We start from the raw sequence: 20,141 nt of genomic DNA on the forward strand, positions 1-20,141 counted from the left end.
CCTCGCTTCGCTCGGTCGCGTCACGACCATTGGCAATACTGAGCTTGCTGATTCGTTCGCTGCGCTCACTCATGTCAGATGTCATCCTCGTCGAAGACCGGGCGGACGCCACGGGCGAACATGATCTCGTCGTTGCTGGTGCCGGCGGCGACCATCGGCCACACCATCGCGTCCTTGCCGACAACGAAGTCGATCACCACGGGCGCGTCGTTGATCTCCATGGCGGCGGCGATGGTCTTGTCCACGTCATCGGCGCTCTCGCACCGCAGCCCGACGCAGCCCAGGGCCTCGGCGAGCTTGACGAAGTCGGGGATGCGGTGCTTGTGGGTGCCGAGCTCGGTGTTGGAGTAGCGCTCGTTGTAGAACAGCGTCTGCCACTGCCGGACCATGCCGAGATTGCCGTTGTTGATGACGGCGATCTTGACCGGGATGCCCTCCAACGCGCAGGTGGCCAACTCCTGGTTGGTCATCTGGAAGCAGCCGTCCCCGTCCACGGCCCAGACCACAGTGTCCGGCTTGCCGACCTTGGCGCCCATCGCCGCCGGCACCGCGTAGCCCATCGTGCCGAGGCCGCCGGAGTTCAACCAGGTGTACGGCTTCTCGTAGGAGATGAACTGCGACGCCCACATCTGGTGCTGTCCCACCCCGGCCACGAAGATCGCGTCCGGGCCGACGATCTCGCCCAGCCGCTTGATCACGTACTGCGGGGACAAGGTCCCGTCGACCGGCTCGTCGTAGCCCAGCGGATAACGGGTGCGCAGGTCGTCCAGCTGCGTCCACCAGTCTCCGAGGTCAGCGGTACGCCCCGCCGACCGCTCGGCGGTGACCGCGGCGATCAGCTCGTCGATGACGTGCTTGGCGTCGCCGACGATCGGGACGTCCACGTGCCGGTTCTTGCCGATCTCGGCGGGGTCGATGTCCGCGTGCACCACTGCCGCGTCCGGGGCGAACGAGTCCAGTTTGCCGGTGACCCGGTCGTCGAAGCGTGCGCCCAGCGCGACGATCAGATCCGCCTTCTGCAGGCCGTAGACCGCGGCGACGGTGCCGTGCATGCCGGGCATCCCGAGGTGCTGCTGGTGCGAGTCGGGGAACGCGCCGAGCGCCATCAGCGTGGTGACGACAGGGATGCCGGTCAGCTCGGCCAGCCGGCGCAGCCCGTCGGTGGCACCGGCCTTGAGCACTCCGCCACCGACGTAGAGCACCGGCCGCCGGGCCGCGGCCATCAGCCGCGCGGCCTCCCGGATCTGCTTGCCGTGCGGGTGCAGGGTGGGCCGGTAGCCGGGCAGGTCGAGGGTGGGCGGCCAGGAGAAGGTGGTAGGCGCCTGGAGCACGTCCTTGGGGATGTCGACAAGCACCGGGCCGGGTCGCCCGCTGCTGGCCAGGTGGAACGCCTCGGCCAGCACCCGCGGGATCTCCTCGGCGTTCTGCACGAGGAAGTTGTGCTTGGTGATCGGCAGGGTGATGCCCTGGATGTCCGCTTCCTGGAAGCCGTCGGTGCCGATCAACGGGCTGGCCACCTGCCCGGTGATCGCCACCATCGCCACCGAGTCCATGTACGCGTCGGCGATCGGGGTGACCAGGTTCGTCGCGCCCGGGCCGGAGGTGGCGATGCAGACGCCGACCTTGCCGGTGGCCTGCGCGTAGCCGGTCGCCGCGTGCCCAGCGCCCTGCTCGTGCCGCACCAGGATGTGCCGGACCGTCGAGTCGTAGAGCGGGTCGTACGCCGGCAGGATCGCGCCGCCCGGAATGCCGAAGACGACGTCGACCTCGAGCGCCTCGAGGGACCGCACGAGCGAGCCGGCCCCGGAGATCGGGGTCGCGGCGGCGGGCCGTACCGCCGGGGCGGCCGGGGTGGCCGTGCGCGTGGCGGCCTGGTCGACGTCGAGGGTCGGGTCGGCGGCCGCGCGGGCCCGGCGGGCGGTGTGGGCGAGGGTCTCGGGCGTGGGTCTCGTCATGGCGGTTCTGGCCTTCGGCTGGAGTGGCTGGTGGCTAGTCAAGCGATGCGACGCGGGCGGGGCCCGCCTCGCCAGGTTCCGATGGCAATAAAAACGGCCCTCGTGCAGATGCACGGGGCCAGCGCACTCTCAGTGGGGGAGAGTGCGCTCAGGTAAGTACTCGCAGCGACCGGTACGACGACATGCGGCTAAGCCTGACGCATCTCACGCGATGAGTCAACTGATCCCACATGTTGGTTAACGGAGGTCGGCGCGTCGGCCTGCGACGCGCCATCGGCAGGTGGGGTGAGCTGCCCGGACCCGCCCGGAGCACGGCGTGGTGCGGGCACCGGAGCGGGACGCGCACCCGGGGACGTGGCCGCCTCCAGCATCGCCTCCAGGTGCTCGGCCGGCACCCCCCAGCCGAAGAGAGCGCCCTGGCCGAAGCGACAACCGGCGGCCACCACGGCGGCCAACTCGGTAGGGGTGGTGACCCCCTCGGCGATCACCTCCAGCCCCAACTGGTGACCCAGGCGCATGACGATGTCGACCATCGGAGCGAACGCCGGCCCGTCCTGGCCGACCGGGCGGACCGGCTCGTGCTCGGCGACCAGGCTGTGGTCGATCTTGAGGATGTCGATCGGCAACCGGCGCAGCTGCCCCAGCGACGAGTAGCCGGCCCCGAAGTCGTCCAGCGCGATCCGGACACCTGTCAACCGCAGCGCGGTGAGCCGCCGGATCAGCTCGTCCAGGTCGGTGGCGACGGCGTGCTCGGTGACTTCCAGCACCAGCCGCTGCGGCGGCACATGGTGGGCGCGCAGCGCCTCGGCCACCTGGACCACGTACTCCGGGGCGTGCAGCTCGCGCGGGGAGACGTTCACCGACACCCAGACGTCGTGCCCGTCCGCCAGCCACCGGGAGAGCTGGTAGCAGGCCTGATGCAGCACCCAGGCACCGAGCGAGGCGATCATGCCGCACTCCTCGGCGAGCGGGATGAACTCGTCCGGACGCACGTTGCCCAGCTCGGGATGGTGCCAGCGGAGCAGCGCCTCGGCGCCGACCGGCCGCACCGACGGCAGCGACGCCACCGGCTGGAACGCCAACCGCAGCTCGTCGCGGTCGATGGCCCCGCGCAGCTCGTGCTCCACAGTCGTACGCCGGCGCAGCAGTTTGTCGTACGCGGCGTCGTACCGCTCGATCCGGTTCTTGCCACGCTGCTTGGCGTAGCGCAACGCCAGGTCGGCGTGGCGCAGCAGCAGCTCCACGTCCGGCTCGTCGGCCCAGTCGGCCACACCGATGCTCACCGACAGGAAGACCGGCCCCTCCGGCTGGTCGTAGGGGCGGTTGAGCACCCCGAGGAGCCGTTCGGCGACCCGGTCCGCCTCGACCGACCGGCCCTGCATGAGGACGGCGAACTCGTCGCCACCCAGCCGGGCGGCCACGTCGCCGGGGCGCAGGTTGCCGCGCAGCCGCCGGCCCACCTCGGCCAGCACGGCGTCGCCCACGTCGTGGCCCCGCATGTCGTTGACGTTCTTGAAGCCGTCCAGGTCCAGGCCGAGCAGCACACACGGGTTGTGGTCGGCGGCGTTGCGATGCAGCGCCCGGAGCAGCCCGCGCCGGTTGGCCAACGACGTCAGCGGATCGGTGTGCGCCAACTCCCGGAAGTGCGCCTCGCGCTCGACCAGCCGGCTCGCGTACCCCCGGACGTCGCGAAGGGTGAGGTACTGCCGTGCCACCAGGGCGAAGCCCTCCACGCTGCCGGCCACGATGCCGGCCGCGGTGAACCGGCCGTCCTGGGCGAGGTGGTACATCGCCGAGGCGGCCATCGCCAGCATCGGGGCGATCGCGTACTCGCCGTCGCTTCCGACCAGGTCCAGGTCGATCTGCCCCGGCCGGTCGGCCCGGTACACAGCGAGCGCGACGATCAGCAGACCGGCGGCGAGCACCGCCGCACCGGTCAGCGCCATCGTCGGCCCGGCCTGGCAGAGCCCGGCGCTGAGACCCAGCCCACCGCAGGTCACCGCGCTGATGCCGGCGCCAAGGGCGGCGAGCCGTCGACGCGGCGCGGCGGCCCGGAAGACGACGATCACGACGAGCCCGGCACCGAGCGCGGCGCTCACAGTGGCCACCAGGATCGCCGGGCAGGCCATCGGGGTGGCACCACCGAGCAATCGGGTGGGCTCGGAGAAGAGCACCCAACCGACGAACCACAGCGCCGCCGCCATGACCAGACCGTCCAGGGCGAGCCGGGTCGTTCCGGCAGCGGTGGCGGCCACCCCGGGCAGCCGGAGCAGACCAGCGGCGAAGGCCAGCCCGCTCACCGCAGTGCCGATCGCCACCACTGTCGCCCAACCGGTGCGCTGCCCCTGCTCGTGGGCCCAGTGGTCGTTAGCGCTGAGCGCGGCGACCACCCCGACCAGGAGGCTGAGCACTGCAACTCCGGCGGCCGCCGCGAGCAGCACGTGTGCCGGTCGACGCGGCACCACCCGCCGTCGGGCGACGACGGTCAGCAGCACGGCGGCCACCGCGGCGACGAGCCCGCTGAGCGCCGCGACAGCGACCATGCCCGGTGGAAAATGCACGCCTCCAAGAGTGCCGGATGGGCGCACGTCATGGGGGGCTGAGTGTGCATCTGTTGGGACACGGCAGATACCGGGGTGGGCCGGCGCGCCGACGGTGTCATGCTGGTATGCATGCCTGAGCTGCGGTCGAGGACCTCCACACACGGTCGGACGATGGCCGGCGCCCGGGCCCTCTGGCGGGCCACCGGGATGACCGACGACGATTTCGGCAAGCCGATCGTCGCCATCGCCAACAGTTTCACCCAGTTCGTGCCTGGTCACGTACACCTCAAGGACATGGGTGGCCTGGTCGCCGACGCGGTCGCCGAGGCCGGCGGGGTGGGCCGGGAGTTCAACACCATCGCTGTCGACGACGGCATCGCGATGGGCCATGGCGGCATGCTCTACTCGCTGCCCAGCCGTGAGCTGATCGCCGACGCCGTCGAATACATGGTCAACGCGCACTGCGCGGACGCCCTGGTCTGCATCTCCAACTGCGACAAGATCACCCCCGGGATGCTGCTGGCCGCGTTGCGGCTCAACATCCCGACCGTCTTCGTCTCCGGCGGCCCGATGGAGGCCGGCAAGACGATGGCGATCGAGGGCGTCGTGCACAGCAAGATCGACCTGATCGACGCGATGATCGCCTCCTCGAACGAGGCGGTCACCGACGAGCAGCTCGGTGAGATCGAACGCTCCGCCTGCCCGACCTGCGGCTCCTGCTCCGGCATGTTCACCGCCAACTCGATGAACTGCCTCACCGAGGCGATCGGGCTCGCGCTGCCCGGCAACGGCTCCACGCTGGCCACCCACGCCGCCCGCCGGTCGCTCTTCGTCGAGGCCGGCCGGACCATCGTGGAGATCTCCAAGCGGTGGTACGACGGCGACGACGACTCGGTGCTGCCGCGTGCTGTCGCCTCCAAGGCCGCCTTCGAGAACGCTGTCGCCCTGGACGTGGCGATGGGCGGCTCCACAAACACCGTGCTGCACCTGCTGGCCGCCGCCCGCGAGGCGGAGATGGACTTCGGCGTCACCGACATCGACGCGATCTCCCGGCGGGTGCCCTGCCTGGCCAAGGTCGCGCCGAACTCGCCGAACTACCACATGGAGGACGTGCACCGGGCCGGCGGCATCCCGGCGATCCTCGGCGAACTGGACCGGGCCGGGCAGCTCAACCGGGACGTGTGGGCCGTGCACTCCCCCTCCCTCGCACAGTGGCTGACCGACTGGGACGTGCGCGGTGGCTCCCCCACCCCCACGGCCGTCGAACTGTTCCACGCCGCTCCTGGCGGCGTGCGTACCGTCGAACCGTTCTCCACCACCAACCGGTGGTCGTCGCTGGACACCGACGCGGCCGGTGGCTGCATCCGGGACCGCGAGCACGCCTACTCCGCCGACGGCGGTCTGGCCATCCTGCACGGCAACCTGGCACCCGAGGGCAGCGTGGTGAAGACCGCCGGCGTGCCCGACGACTGCCTGACCTTCCGTGGCCCGGCGAAGGTCTACGAGTCGCAGGACGACGCGGTGACAGCGATCCTCGCCAAGCAGGTGGTCGCCGGGGACGTCGTGGTGATCCGGTACGAGGGGCCCAAGGGCGGCCCCGGCATGCAGGAGATGCTCTACCCCACCTCGTTCCTCAAGGGACGCGGGCTGGGCCGCTCCTGTGCGCTGCTCACCGACGGCCGTTTCTCCGGTGGCACCTCCGGGCTCTCCATCGGGCACGTCTCCCCCGAGGCGGCCTCCGGCGGGCTGATCGCCCTGGTCCGCGACGGCGACGAGGTCGTCATCGACATCCCGGGCCGGTCCATCGAGCTGAACGTTTCCGCCGAGGAGCTGGAGGCTCGCCGGGTGGCCGAGGAGAAGCGCGACAGGCCGTACACCCCCACCGACCGGCAGCGGCCGGTGTCGGCGGCGCTGCGCGCGTACGCCTCGATGGCCACCTCGGCCAGCGACGGCGCCTACCGTCGCGTCCCGGAGTAACCACCGCTCGGATCGACACTGGATCGTCGAGGTTGGGGGTATCTCACTAGATACCCCCAACGTCGCTGATGTCGTCGGCGAAGCATGGTCCGCGAATGTCGGTCGTGTCAGCTAGCGTGTCGTCGATCAATTCGGGGAGAGCCCGGATTCCAGCGGGAAGAGGCGTGTACGTGTCATTTGGCAAGAAGTCCGTGGCTGTGGCGGTTTCGGCGCTCACCGCGCTCGCTGTCTCCGCGTGCGGCACGACGTCCGGCGGATCCGAGTCGCCGAAGCAGCCCAACGTCCTGGAGCTGCTGGCCAGTGACCTGAAGGGGTCGCTGCAGAAGACCGCCGAGGCCACCGACAAGAGCGACTCGGTCACAGTGGCGATGTCAGGCACTGCGGGCGGTGAGAAGGTCTCGATGAAGGGCGTCCTGGACCTCGGCGACCCGGTCAAGGCCGAGATGACGACGACGGACGCGAAGGGCGCCGCGACGATCGTCCGGATGGTCGGCGCGGTCATCTACGTCGAGATTCCGGCGGAGGACCGCGCGGGGATGGACGGCAAGCGCTGGATGAAGATGGACATGGGCGCCGCCGGCAAGCAGGCCGGGATGAACTTCGGCAAGCAGTTCGAGGACATCGACCCGACCAAGCAGGTCAAGACGCTGCTCGCCACCGAGGGCACGAAGGTGGTCGGGCAGGAGACGGTGGACGGGACGGCCACCGTCCACTACACAGTCACCACGCCGATGGCGACCTACCTCGCGCAGCTCGACGAGAAGCTGCGGGCGGGCGTCGAGCAGCAGATGACCAAGATGGGCGTCAAGGACATCACCACCGACCTGTGGGTCGACGAGCAGTACCGGCCGCGCCGGGCGGCCCTGAAGATGGGCCCGCTGGGCGACCTGGTGATGGACTACACCGACTACGGCAAGGCGGTGACCATCGAGACGCCGCCGACGGCGGAGACCCTCGACTTCGCCGAGATGCTCAAGGGTCTGCAGGGCCTGACCACCACCAGCTGATCAGAAGCGGAGTGCTGCCCGGCTGGCGAGGAGACTCGCTTGGTCGGGCAGCGCCGTACCAGGACCCGGACAGCCCTCACACCGAGGCCGCCCAGCGCTCCTCCAAGGTCAGGGCGCAAGAACGACGAACCGGACGGGTTCGTCCAGTACGGCTGCCGCTCGGGGGAGGTCAGCGAGACGTGCGGCGAGAGTGGCCTGCGCCAACCGCCCCAGATCTCGAAAGTGAAATTAATTCCGGACAAATCTACGCTTGTCGTCCGACAGCGCACTTGGCCGGGTCGAACATCGGATCCTCGATCGCCTTCAGCAGCGGTCGGGATGCCACATGCTCCGGCCTGATGTGCCGCCCGAGCACCACGACCGCCACCGACGACGCGCCAGCGCTCTTCAACGCGTACGCCAGCGACTGCGCCCGGGAACCGGTCGTCCAGGTGTCGTCCAGGACCAGCGGCCGAACGCTGACGCTCTCGACCGGAAGCTGGACCGTGAACCAGTCGCGCTGGAACGTCCGCGTCTCAGATCCGTGGCGGGGATTAGACAGCGCCGTGAGCCACGGCAGTCCAAGACGGTCGCCGATCAGATCCTGCAGGGGGTGCGGATGAGCCTGGCTCCGGGTGCTCGGCACGACCACCACGTGGGTCGGCGCGCCGCCCATCCGATCAGCGACGTAGTCGAGATGCCGCTGTAGGAACAGCAACAGCAGTGCGAGCAGATTCCACCTAGCCTGAGCCGACCCCGGTTTGGACTTGTACAAGCGCAGATGGTGGTGATGCTGACCGGTACGCGGCGAGTAAGCGATTGGAGCGACCACGTCGGCGAGCAGGCCACCAGACGCCGTCTGGTGTTCCTGACAGGGGTAGCAGTAGTCGAACCCGGGAGTGCGGACACCGCGACACGTCGGGCAGATCCAGGGAAGAGTGGGCAGGGGATTTCGAAGGAAGTTCCGCTGGGTTTCCACGTACTCCCGGACCCTGGCCCACGGGTCAGAGGCTGGCGAAATCAGGAAAGCCCTCCAACTCGGCCGCAGCCGGTGAACGGTCGAGAATGGCGTCGACCGCCTCCACCAGGTCCATGGTCCCGTGCGCGACGTGGACGCCGGGCCGGGCGGCGAAGGCGCGTGCCCAGTCGTGCCGCATCACCTGACTGGTGAGCACCACGGGCCGACCGTGCTGAAGAGCGAGCCGCGCCTGGATCCGGGCTCCACTGCGTTCGCCGGCTTCGATGACCACGGTGGCAGCGGCGTAGCCGCTCATCACCGCGTTTCGCATTGGGAAGCTCTGCTTTGTCGGGGCGGCATCGGGCCAGAACTGGCTGAGTACCAATCCGACCTTTGCGATGTGCTCCTGGAGCGCGCGGTTGACCGTCGGGTAGTGGTGACGAATTCCGGTGCCGATGACCGCGACGGTGCGGCCCCCTGCCGCGAGTGCCGCCTGGTGGGCTGCGGTGTCGATCCCTTTCGCCAGACCGCTGACCACCGTCACACCACGGCGGGCAAGTGATTCTGATACCGAGCTGGCGATCTCGACGCCTCGATCGCTCGCTTCGCGGCTGCCGACCACTGCGATGGCCCGAGCGTCGGGACGCGACTCACCTCGGGCGAAGAGCACTGGCGGCATCTCGCGGATGTCACGCAGCTGGGCGGGGTAGTCGTCGTCGAAGAAGGCCCGCACTGTGATGCCCTCGGCCCGCCAGCCCGCGAGGTCGCCGGCTGCGACCTCGATCAGCGAGTCGACGGAGCGGGTGTCGGGAAAGAGCGTGTCAGTCTGCCCGACGACTCGGCGCAGGACTGCCAGGGCGGTGCCGACCTCTTGAATGTCGTGCACGGCATCAGACCAGCCGAGGTCTGGCTGCCGCAGCAGCGCGATCAGCGCAGCCCGCTCCACCGTCACCCGGTCCATGCCTCTGATCGTAGAGGCAACTCCCGGCCGCCCGGCCCACCGGCCACGCGAAGCCGGCAGAGAAGCCCGGCGCACCTCAGATCGCCCCACGTGATCGAACATATGTTCCCTCAGCCCTCAGGTCAACCGAAGATCGCGCAGGTCGGGGGCTTCGGCGAGGAGGTGTACGCCGTCGTCGTCGTGTCGGTACGCCGTGCAACCGGCGCGGGTGAAGCGAACGGTGAGCACCTGCCCGGCGTGCTGGGCCGCCAGGCGTAGCAGTTCCGGCTCGGGATCGGCGATGTCACGCGGCCCCGAGCCGGGTACCGGGATGGGCACCGTCGGGTCGGTGGGGGCGGCCCCGGCTACGGCGTCGGTCAGGCATTCGACACACCAGGAGAGCGCGGCGGCCAGGCTCGGCCGGTAGGGGAAGTCGTCAGGACGGACAGGTGCGTCAAGCGGCTTCACGTCGACCGACCAGCGCAATCCGTCGGCCAGCAGTGGGTCTGCGGCGTTGTGCCGCAGGTCGCACACCGCCACCACGAGGGCCAGGTCAAGGCCGAGGGCGAGCCGCACCAGCTCGGCCAGCGGCGGCGCGTCGGGAGGCGTCGCCACCACGATCAGGCGGCCGGCCGGCGTACCCCGGCCTGCGTTGCGGACGTGCTCCCCGACCGGGTCGGCCCCGGCCCAGGGCAGTGTGACGTAACCGTCGCGGAGGTCCTTGCCGATCTGCTGCCCGCCGTCGGCGTCGGCCAGGTCGTCGGGCCGCGCGCCGAGCACGGCTGCCCAGGAGCCGAGCCGGTAACGGGTCGGAAGCTGGACGACGGGCTTGCCGCCCGGTTGGGTAGCGACCAGCGGGGCGACTTCGGGCGTGCCAGCCTGCCAGGCCAGGTGCACCACCCGGTGCCGCAGGTCGGTGATCGTGACCACAACCGTCCGGTGCAGCCGCTGGGTGTCGCCGCAGGTGAAGCAGTGCAGCGCGGATGGGCGCAGGCCGGCGCCGCAGCAGTGCGGGCAGTCGAGGTCGGCCGCGCGACCGCCGAGCCGGCAGTCGCAGGCGCGTAGCCGGCTGTGTGGTCGGCAGTCCGGGCACTGCCGCCAGTCGACGGGTTCACCAAGCCACTGCGGGTCGGGTGGTTCGTAGCCACGGCTCACCGGCACTCGCACACGGCGGACGACCTGGCCGGTGGGCTGCTCCGCGAGGGTCTCCACCGGCTCGCCGGCGCGCAGAGTCGTGTGCCACCAGCGGCCGTTGCGCCACAGCGCCTGCGCGCCGGGCAACTCGTCGCCGTGGGCCGCGTCGTTGCAGTCAGCGAGCACGCGGCGTTCGAGTTGATCGACGTCCACGGCCGAAGCGGCGGGTGGGCGCGGCGAGTCAGGTCGCAGCAGCCGGGCGGGAGCGGCCAGGCCGCGTTCGGCAAGGCCGCCGAGCGACTTGGCCACGTCGGTACAGGCCAGCGACTCCGGCAGGTCCCGGCACCAGCCGGGCGAACCGAGCGGCACCGGGGAGCCGGGCACCTCGTACCGAATGGCCCAGCAGAACCCGGCATCCTGCCGGCGGGCCTCGACGACCAGGTCGAGCAGCAGCAGGTCGGCCAACGCACACAGCCGGGCCAGCCGTGCGGCCGGGTCGACGGTCGCCGGGACGGTGGCTCGGCCGAGCACCAGCCGCCAGGGGGCGTGATCGGCCCGCAGGATGGCGTGAGCCTCCAGCTCGTGCCGAAGCGCTGCGGGCAGGTCGGGCTGCCACTGCCGGTCCAACCACAGCGAAGGCACATCGGCCTCGTCCAGGACCGCGCCGACGATGGCGGCGAGTTCGCGTACCCGGGAAGCAAGGTCGACCACCCAGTGGCCCGCCGGGTCGCGGTGGGGGTCGAGGCCGCCGGGCACGACCTGGTGGGACGCGACAGCGCCGGTGTCCAGGTTCGCGACGGTGACCACGAGCTGCGCCCGCCGCCGGCCGCGCCGCCCGCAGCGATAACAGGGGTACGTGACGGTGCCCGCGCCGCGACACTGCTCGCAGCTCCGGTACGCCTCCCGGCGTGGCCCGAGCACGTCGGCGTCGGCGAGAAACCGGTCACCGTAGGTGGTGCACCGGCACGGCTCCAGCGTGAAGGTCATCCCGTCGCAGTCCGGGCAGACGACGACGGGCACGGCGGTCACCGACACCGCCGGGCCGCGCAGTCACCGTCGTGTTCCACCCGCCGCACGCACCGCCGACCGCCGTCGAGCGGCAGGTCGCAGAAGACCCGATGGCGTACGCCCTGGGCGTCCTCGGCGGACACCGTGGTCTCACCGGCGTCCACTTCGGTGAGGAAGCTCAGGGAGCGGGCCAGGGTGCCGGCGAACTGTTGGGCGGCCGGCAGGTCGGCGGCGGTGAACGGCAGGTGCGCCACCCAGCGGGCGCTCATCCGCGGGCCGCCGAGTCCTCGCGGGCGCGCCGTGACTGCCAGCACCTCAGCGCATCCTTGATCCGCTCGGTCTCCCGCCGGCTGCTGCCCAGCGCCGCGTACACCTCGGCCAGATCGTGGGCGACCCGGTCGAGGAACTCGGCGACCTCCACGGCGTCCACGCCACGCCTGCCGCGGCGGGTAAACCGGCGTCCGCGGACCTGCCAGGGCTTCAGAGGTACGTAGTTGGCCGCCCGATAGGGCGCCGGCCGGGGTGGCTCGGCCCGGAGATGACGGAGAAACGCGCGCACGACAGTGCCTTCCTCGGCAGGTGACCCTGGAGGCGACGTCGCCCGAGCAGCATCGCTCAGGCGACGTCGCCCACCCCATCGCCGTAGCTTGTTCAGCGGTACAGCGGCGGAGTGCTGCCCACAGCAGACCGGGTGTCATAGGACTGCGATAGACAACATGGGTTAACCCGCTGCTGTTAACCGCTGCCACTTGGAATAGGGACACGGTTACGGCAAGCTGAACCCGCCACCATCGATCGGCAGGGGCTATGGAAAATCACCTACGCCACGCTCGTCTTGCCAGGGGTTGGTCCCAGGCAAGGTTGGTCCATGAGATCGAGCAGTACGGCCGCCGACGCATGGTCTCGATCGCTTCCACCAACAGCCTTGGGGTATACGTCTCCGAATGGGAGAACGGCCGACGGAAAATCTCAAGCAGTTACGCGGCCATCCTGCGGAGCCTCCTCGGAACGACCGATGACGAACTATTTTCCGATAACGTGCCCGTTGACGACGACGGGAACGGTTACACACGATTGGTCGAACAACTCGAGGCCTCGCACTCGGTCGGTCAATCGATGTTGCACACCCTTCGGCATCAGACGGAGCTTCTTCGCACCATGGACCGTCAGCTCGGGGCGGCCCAGTTTGTCGACCAGATGCAGAGCCATCTGTCCCGTCTTCAGGAGAGCCTGTCGTTTACCGTGCTGCCATCTGCCAGGCAACCGCTCGCCCGCGCGCTGGCAGAAGCCGCATCGCTCGCGGCGTGGCAGGCCCTCGATGTCGGAGCGGCGGATCGCGCCTGGCGCCACTATGAACTGGCGAAGAGCGCCGCACGGGAGGCTGACGACCCGCTTCACCTCGCCCATGCCATGGGCGAGCAGGCATACGTCCTGGCCGATGCCGGTCGACCGGAGCTGGGTGCGCAGCTCGTGCAGGAAGCACAGACTTGCGGAGGAAGTCGGTTGTCGCCTCGACTGTCGTCCTGGCTGGCCGCCGCCGAAGCAGAGCTGTGGGCGCTCAGCCGACGCCCGGACGACTGCCGCCACTCCCTCGACCGAGCGAGCCGACATCTCTCAGGCGTCACAGGAGTTCGCGACCCCAATTTGCCAGGGATTTTCCTCGACGAAACTCACCTCCGCCGATGGCGGGGACATTCGCTGGCGCTGCTGGGCGACCCTCGGTCTATCGACGAGCTGTCGGCGGCTTTGGTAGCGATGGACGACACCTTCGTGCGAGCCGCGGCGGGAATGCGCTGCGATCTTGCGCAGGCGCATTTGGTTCGGGGAGAAGGTGAGGAGGCCCGCTCTCACCTACGGGAAGCATGCTCGCTGGTGAACCTGACCGGATCTGTGCGATACCGACGCCGAATAGATCGGATCAAGGGCTTGACGGTTTGGGCGTCAGGCCAGCAATGACGTGCAGGATGGCGACCAAGGTCCCCGACCCCGCCAACTCGCCGCGCGCCATCAGGTCCGGCATGTCACTCAGCGGCACCCACTCAACGCGACCGGCCTCCTCTGCGTCCGTTGGCGGGCCGACATAAGTGGCTCCACGCCCAACGAAGATCTCATGTGGCGAGTCGACCATGCCGATCATCGGCTGGTAGGTGACCACCCGGGTCAGAGACGAGGGCCGCCAGCCGGTTTCCTCCTCCGCTTCCCGGCTTGCCGCCGCTACCGCCTCCTCGCCCGGTTCGACGATGCCGCCGGGCAGTTCCCATCTCGTTTCGCCGGGAATGAATCGGTAGCGCCGCAACATCAGAACTCGATCGTGCTCGTCGAGCACGGCGACGACGGCGACACGATCCAGCCGAACGACATGGTGGGCGAAGGGTTCGAGTCCTGGCGGCTCCACGTCGACCAGATCAAGTCGCAGCCAACGGTCCTCATACACCGTCCGCTCGCCCAGAATCCGCCATGGCCCCGGCTCGCCCGTCGTATTCTCGTGCACCCCGTGAAGCTACCGTCGCCCACCACACCGGTACGCCGTGACCAAGAGCGCCGCCAGCAGCAAGGCTGGCCTACGTTGGCCCTTTGTGCCGCTTCTCGTGGTTTACTCGCAGAGATGTACTTGTAACCGCCCACAAGCTAGGGGCACGCGGCCAATGCTGCTGAGTTTCCGCTTCGCCAACCATCGTTCGTTTCGCGACGAGCATCAGCTCAACCTGACGCCCGTCTACGGCGACGGGGCCGAGGCTGACGAGCCGGCTCCGCAGGCGGTCCAAGTCGTCGGCATCTTCGGAGCCAACGCGTCGGGCAAGTCGAACTGCCTGGGCGCGCTGGCGTTCATGCGGCACATGGTCGTGGAGTCCGACCGGGCGGTCGAGCCCGGTGTGGGCCTGTCCCGGGAGCCGTTCCGGTTGGATACGGAGATCGCCGTCCAGCCATCGCGCTATGTCGTCGACCTTCGGCTCGGCGGAGTCAGACACACCTATGGCTTCTCGATCGACGACGACCGGGTGCTGGAGGAGTGGCTCTACCACTATCCGCTGGGGCGCAGGCGGCGCGTATTCGAGCGCGACGGCGACGTCTTCAACTGGGGCGAGGAGTCGGGCCGGCGCAGCGACCTGGAGCAGATCGCTGGCATCACCGCGCCAACAGCACTATTCCTCAGCACTGTCGCACGCTTCGGCCAGAGCCGCCCCCAACCGGATCCGACAAACCCACAGCCGTTGCACGACACCTACCGGTGGTTCTACCTGACCGGCCAACGGACTGACCCCAACTCTGGGCTGTCCGCCCTCGTCCGTATCGGCCAATCGGATGCCGACGAGGTACGCCGCTTGGTCGTTGACCTGTTGCAGGCCGCCGATGTGGGGATCGTCGACGTAGTGATCGCCTCTGATTCGGGTGATGATCAGACCGTCTGGTCCGACCTGCCAGCCAGGAGATCGAGCGACCGACTAAAAAGAGCCGTCGCGGCTATCCGGCCCTCACCCCGCGTTCAGTTCGCTCATCAGGGTCCGCACGGCACCGCACTGCTCGACCTGCAGGACCAGTCGACGGGCACCCGGCAACTGCTGACCCTGGGTCTGCATGCCGCGGCGATGCTACGTACCGGCACCACAATGCTGATCGACGAGATCGATGCGAGCCTGCATCCGATCCTGACCGCCAAGCTCATCAGCCTGTTCCGCAGCCCGGCCGCGAACCCCCTTGGAGGCCAACTCATCTTCACCAGCCACGACGCCGCCCTGCTCGGCACCCTCGACGCTGAAGAAATCCTCCGCCGCGACGAGATCTGGTTCGTGGAGAAGGACAACGAGGGTGCCTCCTCGCTGTATCCGTTGACCGACTTCAAGCCCAGGAAAGAAGGTGAGAACCGTCAGCGCCGTTACTTGAACGGCAACTACGGCGCGGTTCCCGACCTGTCCACCGACCTGTTTGAGCAGGCCCTTGCCACCCGTGGAGGATCGGATGACGCCCCGGCAGGGTGATCGGCGTGCCTCGGGCTCGATACGGTCCGGCCGTGGCCGCGAGACCGACCTCCGACGCCGCGCATCGACCCGAGAGCAGCGGACAACCGTGCTGATCGCCACCAATGGTGAATCCACTGAGCGGGACTACTTCAACGGCCTCAAGCAGGAGGCGTGGGTGCGTCCTCGGGTGGTCGTCGTGGCAGAGCGCGGCTCCCCGGTCAACGTGGTACGAGGTGCGGCGCGGCGTCGGCAGCGCGACGATTTCGACGAGGCATGGGCCGTCTGCGACGTCGATGACTTCGCCACCGAGCCGGCGTCCCGCGAAGCTGTAGACGCTGATGTCAACCTGGCCTGGTCCAATCCCTGCTTCGAAGTGTGGCTGCTGCTCCACTATGGCAACTGCAGCCGGTTCGTGGAGAACGCCAAGAGAGCCCGCGACCTGCTGCGGGAGCACGACCCCTCCTGGGACAAGACCAGGCTCGACTTCGGCAACTTCCGCGACCGAATTGAGGACGCCTGTCAGCGGGCTGCTCGACTCGACCCGCCCCCGGATGGCAATCCGTCTACCTCCGTCGGGCACATAATCGCTGCGCTTCGTTAAGACCGGGAAGCCAGGTCAGGACGACGCCCACGGTCCGCTGACGAACTGCCCGTCGCCGACGAACGGGCTGACGTTTGGCACGCACCCGCCCAGGCCCATCGTCTGGGTCATCATGACCGGGGCCGGCTTGCCGCGACCGCCACATTTCATGTGGGCGAAGCCGAGGAAGTGGCCGAACTCGTGATTGATCACGCCGGCGTGGTAATCGTCGATGCTGACCGGGTATCCCGGTGAACCCTGAAGCCAACGCCGCAGGTTGATCATGATGGTCTTGCCGTACTTGCAGGAGTAGACGCCCTCGGTGTCGACGCCGCTCGCGCCGCAGAGGCGGTCCACTGTCCTCGGTGTCGCGAGCCGCACGTCGACGTCGACCTTCGAGGTGCCGACCCGCTGGAAGGACCACGACGCCCGGGTCAGGTTCACTGCTGCGTTGGTGACCGGGTGTTGGGCGGAGGTGGCCCACCCGTTCGGTGCGGCCAACACCTGCTCGATGCTCGCGGCGAACCGGTTCGGCTTCCAGGCGGGGATGTCACCCCAGGCGATGCCCTTCTCGACCGAGACGCTGTAGCGCACCCGCTTCTTTCCCTTGCCGATCACGCGACCGTTGCCGGTGGCGGTGGTGAAGGTGCCGGCGGCCCTGGTGGGGATCTGCTTGTCGGTCGGGATCTCCGGGGTCGGGCTGGAGGTCGGCGTGTCGTCGGGGCTCGGAGCCGAGCTCTGCGTACTCGGGCCGGGTCGTGGGGCTTCGGCCTGCCCGGAAGCCGGTGCCGATGTGCCGCAGGCGGCGGTTGCCAGCACCACTGCCAACGAGATCGGCACGAGCAGCCGTCCGTTGATCCGCACGTCGAAACCTCCAGGAGCAATCACGGGTGAGTGAGGAACACCGGAAGGCTACGTGACTGCCTGTAAGGAAACTGTCAGGATGATCGGTGCCGTCGCGCGGGCAAAAGCGCATAGATCAGGCATGCGATACAGAGATAGGTCACCCTAGGTGATCAGTGCTGTCACTTTGAGCGAGGTCAGGCGGCCGCTACGACGTGGTCGATCACCAGGTGGGCGGCACCGGTGATGCCGACGTCCTGGCCGGCGGCGACCCGTTCGATGAGCAGGGTCTGGGTGGCCAGCGGGAGGCACCGCTCGTAGAGGGTGGCCCGCATGCTGGCCAGCAGCGGCTCGCAGTCGGCGAGCCGACCACCGATGGCCACCACCTGCGGGTTGAAGAAGTTGACCACCACGGCCAGGATCTCGCCGACGGCGCGGCCGGCCTGCCGGGCGAGGGCGGTGGCCTGCCGGTCACCGTCGTCGATCAGGCGGATCACACCGGTCAGGTCGGACACCGGCACACCCTGCTCCCGGAGCGCGGTGACCAGTGCGGCGCCGCTGGCCACCGCCTCCAGGCAACCGGCGTTGCCACAGGTGCACGGTGGCGCGGGGTCGGCCACGACCCGGCAGTGGCTGATGTCCCCGGCCGAGCCCTGCGCGCCCCGGTGCAACCGTCCACTGGAGATCACACCGGAGCCGATCCCGGTGCCAGCCTTGATGTAGACGGCGTGGTCCAACTCGGAGTGCGCGGTGCGGTGCGCGCCGAGCGCCATCAGATTGGCGTCGTTGTCCACGATGACCGGTACGTCGACGCGGCCGGCGCAGAACGCGACGACGTCGAAGCCGTTCCAGCCGGGCATCCGCGACGGGCTGACGATCCGGCCGGTGGAGTGCTGCACCGGGCCGGGGATCCCGATGCCGACGCCGCGGAGCGCACCTACCGCCGAGCCGCCGGCCGCCGGGGCGCCGCCCACCAGCGTGGTGACCTCGGCGAGCAGCGCGCCGAGCACCGCCTCCGGGCCGTCCTCGATGCGGACCGGCAGGGTGCGGGCCTGGACCACCCGCCCGGAGAGATCCAGTGCACCGACGCGGGCGTGATGCGCGCCGAGGTCGATGGCGCCGACCACGGCGCCGCCGGTGGGCACTGCGAGTTGGCGGGGTCGCCGCCCACCCCGGGACCGCCCGGCGCCGGCCTCCTCCAGCAGCCCTTGGTTGATCAACGCCTCGACCCGCTGGGAGACCGTCGACGGGGAGAGCCCGGAGAGGCGGGACAGGTCGGCCCGACTGACGGCCGCACCGGTGGCCACCCAGCGCAGTAGCTCCCGGGGGCCGCCCCGGAGGGCATCGCGTGGCGCGTCGTCAATCGTCACGTCAGCTTCTTAGCACCCGGAGTTTGTTCAAGCAACCGGTTGACTTAGTTTGCTGGCTACCTTTAGATGGCGCTGTTGGTTCGATATGAAGCTGACTTAGTTTTGTAGTCGAAGGAAGTGAGGCCGTCTGGTGGCACCGGAGACGACGGGTGCGAACCGACCGATGGTGTCGGTACGCGGCCTGAACAAGTGGTTCGGTCCGCTGCACGTGCTCAAGGACATCGACCTCACGGTCGCCGCCGGCGAGGTGGTCGTCGTGGTGGGGCCCTCCGGCTCCGGCAAGTCGACCCTGTGCCGCTGCCTCAACCGGCTGGAGACCGCCGGGCAGGGCAGCGTCGAGATCGACGGTGAGCCACTGCCCGCCGAGGGCCGCGCGCTGGCCCGGCTACGCGCCGATGTCGGCATGGTCTTCCAGTCCTTCAACCTCTTCGGCCACAAGACGGTGCTGGACAACATCACCCTCGGCCCCACCCGGGTCCGCCGGATCCCACGACCCGAGGCGCGGCAACAGGCGATGGCCCTGCTGGAGCGCGTCGGTATCGCCGACAAGGCGGACCACCACCCGGCCCAACTCTCCGGCGGGCAGCAGCAGCGGGCCGCGATCGCCCGAGCCCTGGCGATGCAACCGAAGGTGCTGCTCTTCGACGAGCCGACCTCGGCCCTCGACCCGGAAATGGTCAACGAGGTGCTCGACGTGATGGTCTCCCTCGCCGCCGAGGGGATGACCATGATCGTGGTGACCCACGAGATGGGCTTCGCCCGTCGCGCCGCCGACCGGGTGGTCTTCATGGACGACGGCCGGATCGTCGAATCCGGCGCGCCCGACGACTTCTTCGCAGCTCCGCGCACCGAGCGGGCCCGCGACTTCCTATCCAAGATCCTCCAGCACTAGCCCCCAACGGGAGGGTGTCATGTCAATCCTCAAGATGAGCTTCACCGGGCGGCGTTCGCTCGCCCTCACCGCCACCGCCGTGGCGGTGGCCCTCGCCACCGCCGGCTGCGGCGGCGACAGCGGCGGCAGCGCTCCGACGCTGCCCGGCAACCCCGGCCTGGGCGGCGACGGCGTGGTCGCCCAGTCGGTGTACGACGCCGCTCCGGTGGCCACCGACGCGGACATCCCGGCCGGTTCGACGATGGAGGCGATCCGCAAGCGCGGCTACCTGAACATCGGCGGATCCCTGGACGCGCCGCTGCTCGCCCAGCAGAACCCGGTCAGCGGCACCATCGAGGGCTTCGACGCCGACATGGCGAAGTTGCTGGCGAAGTACATCATCGGCAAGCCCGAGGTGAAGACGACGACCATCGGCACCCAGACCCGGGAGGCCATGCTCCAGGCCAAGTCGGTGGACGCGGTCTTCCAGACGTACACGATCACCCCGCAGCGGGCCACCCAGGTCGCCTTCGCCGGGCCATACCTCACCTCCGGTCTCGCCGTCGGGGTCCGCAAGGACGACACCTCGATCAAGAGCGTCAAGGACCTCGCCGGCAAGACCGTGATCGTCGGGGCGAACACCCCCGCCGTCACCGCGCTGCCCTCCGCCGCGCCCGGCTCGAAGCAGATCGCCTTCGGCACCGACCCGCAGGCGTTGCAGGCGCTGCTCCAGAAGCGCGGCGACGCGTACGTGCAGGACTTCACGCTGCTCGCCTCGGGCGCCAAGGCGAACCCGGGGATGAAGGTGGTGGGCGAGCCGTTCACCACCGAGGCCTACGGCATCGGCCTCAACAAGGAGGACGCGCAGTTCAAGGAGTTCGTCAACAACTGGCTGAAGAAGATCCAGGCCGACGGCACGTGGGCGAAGGTCTGGGAAGGCACCCTCGGCTCGGTGGTGGAGGGTGGGGCGCCCACCCCGCCCGCCCTCGGTTCCGCCGACGGCTCCTGAGCAGTCTC

General features: G+C 69.3%; 17 protein-coding genes. 7 read left to right on the forward strand and 10 right to left on the reverse strand.

Annotated elements, in window-relative coordinates; all coding sequences use genetic code 11:
- Positions 1-74 precede the first annotated feature (74 nt).
- Together AB0C19_RS30030 and AB0C19_RS30035 are read right to left on the reverse strand one after the other, a co-directional pair.
- Positions 75-1,955, reverse strand: a complete 1,881-nt coding sequence (locus tag AB0C19_RS30030; protein WP_357190733.1) for an acetolactate synthase large subunit — start codon at positions 1,953-1,955, stop codon at positions 75-77.
- Between the two features lie 188 nt (positions 1,956-2,143).
- Entirely contained in the window at positions 2,144-4,516 is a 2,373-nt protein-coding gene (locus AB0C19_RS30035; RefSeq protein ID WP_357190735.1) for a bifunctional diguanylate cyclase/phosphodiesterase, read from the reverse strand.
- Between the two features lie 111 nt (positions 4,517-4,627).
- On the opposite strand from AB0C19_RS30035, the gene ilvD reads away from it, so the two are divergent.
- Both ilvD and AB0C19_RS30045 read left to right on the forward strand, forming a co-directional pair.
- A complete protein-coding gene (gene ilvD / locus AB0C19_RS30040; protein WP_357190737.1) occupies positions 4,628-6,475 on the forward strand; it encodes a dihydroxy-acid dehydratase in 1,848 nt (615 codons plus the stop codon).
- Positions 6,476-6,666: 191 nt separating this feature from the next.
- Positions 6,667-7,482 (forward strand): hypothetical protein, encoded by an 816-nt coding sequence (locus AB0C19_RS30045; RefSeq protein ID WP_357190739.1) that lies wholly within the window; start codon positions 6,667-6,669, stop codon positions 7,480-7,482.
- A gap of 244 nt (positions 7,483-7,726) precedes the next feature.
- Here AB0C19_RS30045 and AB0C19_RS30050 read toward each other — a convergent pair whose 3' ends face one another.
- From AB0C19_RS30050 to AB0C19_RS30070, 5 genes are all read right to left on the reverse strand, one after another.
- A complete protein-coding gene (locus AB0C19_RS30050; RefSeq protein WP_357190741.1) occupies positions 7,727-8,236 on the reverse strand; it encodes a phosphoribosyltransferase in 510 nt (169 codons plus the stop codon).
- A 229-nt stretch (positions 8,237-8,465) separates the two neighbouring features.
- Complete coding sequence (locus tag AB0C19_RS30055) at positions 8,466-9,380, reverse strand: DNA-processing protein DprA (protein ID WP_357190743.1); 915 nt, start codon at positions 9,378-9,380, stop codon at positions 8,466-8,468.
- Between the two features lie 117 nt (positions 9,381-9,497).
- Positions 9,498-11,522, reverse strand: a complete 2,025-nt coding sequence (locus AB0C19_RS30060; RefSeq protein WP_357190745.1) for a hypothetical protein — start codon at positions 11,520-11,522, stop codon at positions 9,498-9,500.
- Positions 11,519-11,770, reverse strand: coding sequence for a hypothetical protein (locus AB0C19_RS30065; RefSeq protein ID WP_238684662.1), 252 nt, complete (start codon positions 11,768-11,770; stop codon positions 11,519-11,521). The genes AB0C19_RS30060 and AB0C19_RS30065 overlap by 4 nt, the downstream gene beginning before the upstream one ends.
- Positions 11,767-12,060 carry a DivIVA domain-containing protein gene (locus tag AB0C19_RS30070; RefSeq protein ID WP_357190747.1) on the reverse strand — a complete coding sequence of 98 codons (294 nt, stop codon included), beginning with the start codon at positions 12,058-12,060 and terminating at the stop codon, positions 11,767-11,769. The genes AB0C19_RS30065 and AB0C19_RS30070 overlap by 4 nt, the downstream gene beginning before the upstream one ends.
- Before the next feature lie 302 nt (positions 12,061-12,362).
- Between AB0C19_RS30070 and AB0C19_RS30075 the strand changes: the two genes are divergently transcribed.
- Positions 12,363-13,457, forward strand: a complete 1,095-nt coding sequence (locus tag AB0C19_RS30075) for an XRE family transcriptional regulator (RefSeq protein WP_357190749.1) — start codon at positions 12,363-12,365, stop codon at positions 13,455-13,457.
- Here the strand turns inward: AB0C19_RS30075 and AB0C19_RS30080 are convergent.
- Positions 13,420-13,992: an NUDIX domain-containing protein gene (locus tag AB0C19_RS30080; protein WP_357190751.1), complete on the reverse strand. Its 573-nt coding sequence runs from the start codon at positions 13,990-13,992 to the stop codon at positions 13,420-13,422. The two genes, AB0C19_RS30075 and AB0C19_RS30080, sit on opposite strands and share 38 nt — an antisense overlap.
- 154 nt (positions 13,993-14,146) lie before the next feature.
- On the opposite strand from AB0C19_RS30080, the gene AB0C19_RS30085 reads away from it, so the two are divergent.
- Together AB0C19_RS30085 and AB0C19_RS30090 are read left to right on the forward strand one after the other, a co-directional pair.
- Positions 14,147-15,478, forward strand: coding sequence for an AAA family ATPase (locus tag AB0C19_RS30085; RefSeq protein WP_357190753.1), 1,332 nt, complete (start codon positions 14,147-14,149; stop codon positions 15,476-15,478).
- A gap of 88 nt (positions 15,479-15,566) precedes the next feature.
- Complete coding sequence (locus AB0C19_RS30090) at positions 15,567-16,061, forward strand: RloB family protein (protein ID WP_357190755.1); 495 nt, start codon at positions 15,567-15,569, stop codon at positions 16,059-16,061.
- 15 nt (positions 16,062-16,076) lie between these two features.
- On the opposite strand, the gene AB0C19_RS30095 is transcribed toward AB0C19_RS30090, so the two are convergent.
- Complete coding sequence (locus AB0C19_RS30095; RefSeq protein ID WP_357190757.1) at positions 16,077-16,904, reverse strand: DUF3152 domain-containing protein; 828 nt, start codon at positions 16,902-16,904, stop codon at positions 16,077-16,079.
- A gap of 176 nt (positions 16,905-17,080) precedes the next feature.
- On the reverse strand, positions 17,081-18,253 hold the full coding sequence (locus tag AB0C19_RS30100; RefSeq protein WP_357190759.1) for an ROK family transcriptional regulator: 1,173 nt from the start codon (positions 18,251-18,253) through the stop codon (positions 17,081-17,083).
- Between the two features lie 163 nt (positions 18,254-18,416).
- Between AB0C19_RS30100 and AB0C19_RS30105 the strand changes: the two genes are divergently transcribed.
- Both AB0C19_RS30105 and AB0C19_RS30110 read left to right on the forward strand, forming a co-directional pair.
- Positions 18,417-19,145 carry an amino acid ABC transporter ATP-binding protein gene (locus tag AB0C19_RS30105; RefSeq protein WP_210781094.1) on the forward strand — a complete coding sequence of 243 codons (729 nt, stop codon included), beginning with the start codon at positions 18,417-18,419 and terminating at the stop codon, positions 19,143-19,145.
- Between the two features lie 19 nt (positions 19,146-19,164).
- Entirely contained in the window at positions 19,165-20,133 is a 969-nt protein-coding gene (locus AB0C19_RS30110) for a glutamate ABC transporter substrate-binding protein (RefSeq protein WP_357004004.1), read from the forward strand.
- Positions 20,134-20,141 lie beyond the last annotated feature (8 nt).

The sequence above is a fragment of the Micromonospora sp. NPDC048842 genome, assembly GCF_040649935.1.
GTDB lineage: Bacteria > Actinomycetota > Actinomycetes > Mycobacteriales > Micromonosporaceae > Micromonospora > Micromonospora hortensis.

Excerpts from the sequence above, each read along its gene's own strand:
- AB0C19_RS30030 (WP_357190733.1), bottom strand. The coding sequence starts at position 1,955 with ATGACGAGACCCACGCCCGAGACCCTCGCCCACACCGCCCGCCGGGCC.
- ilvD (WP_357190737.1), top strand. The coding sequence starts at position 4,628 with ATGCCTGAGCTGCGGTCGAGGACCTCCACACACGGTCGGACGATGGCC.
- AB0C19_RS30055 (WP_357190743.1), bottom strand. The coding sequence starts at position 9,380 with ATGGACCGGGTGACGGTGGAGCGGGCTGCGCTGATCGCGCTGCTGCGG.
- AB0C19_RS30065 (WP_238684662.1), bottom strand. The coding sequence starts at position 11,770 with ATGAGCGCCCGCTGGGTGGCGCACCTGCCGTTCACCGCCGCCGACCTG.
- AB0C19_RS30085 (WP_357190753.1), top strand. The coding sequence starts at position 14,147 with ATGCTGCTGAGTTTCCGCTTCGCCAACCATCGTTCGTTTCGCGACGAG.
- AB0C19_RS30105 (WP_210781094.1), top strand. The coding sequence starts at position 18,417 with ATGGTGTCGGTACGCGGCCTGAACAAGTGGTTCGGTCCGCTGCACGTG.
- AB0C19_RS30110 (WP_357004004.1), top strand. The coding sequence starts at position 19,165 with ATGTCAATCCTCAAGATGAGCTTCACCGGGCGGCGTTCGCTCGCCCTC.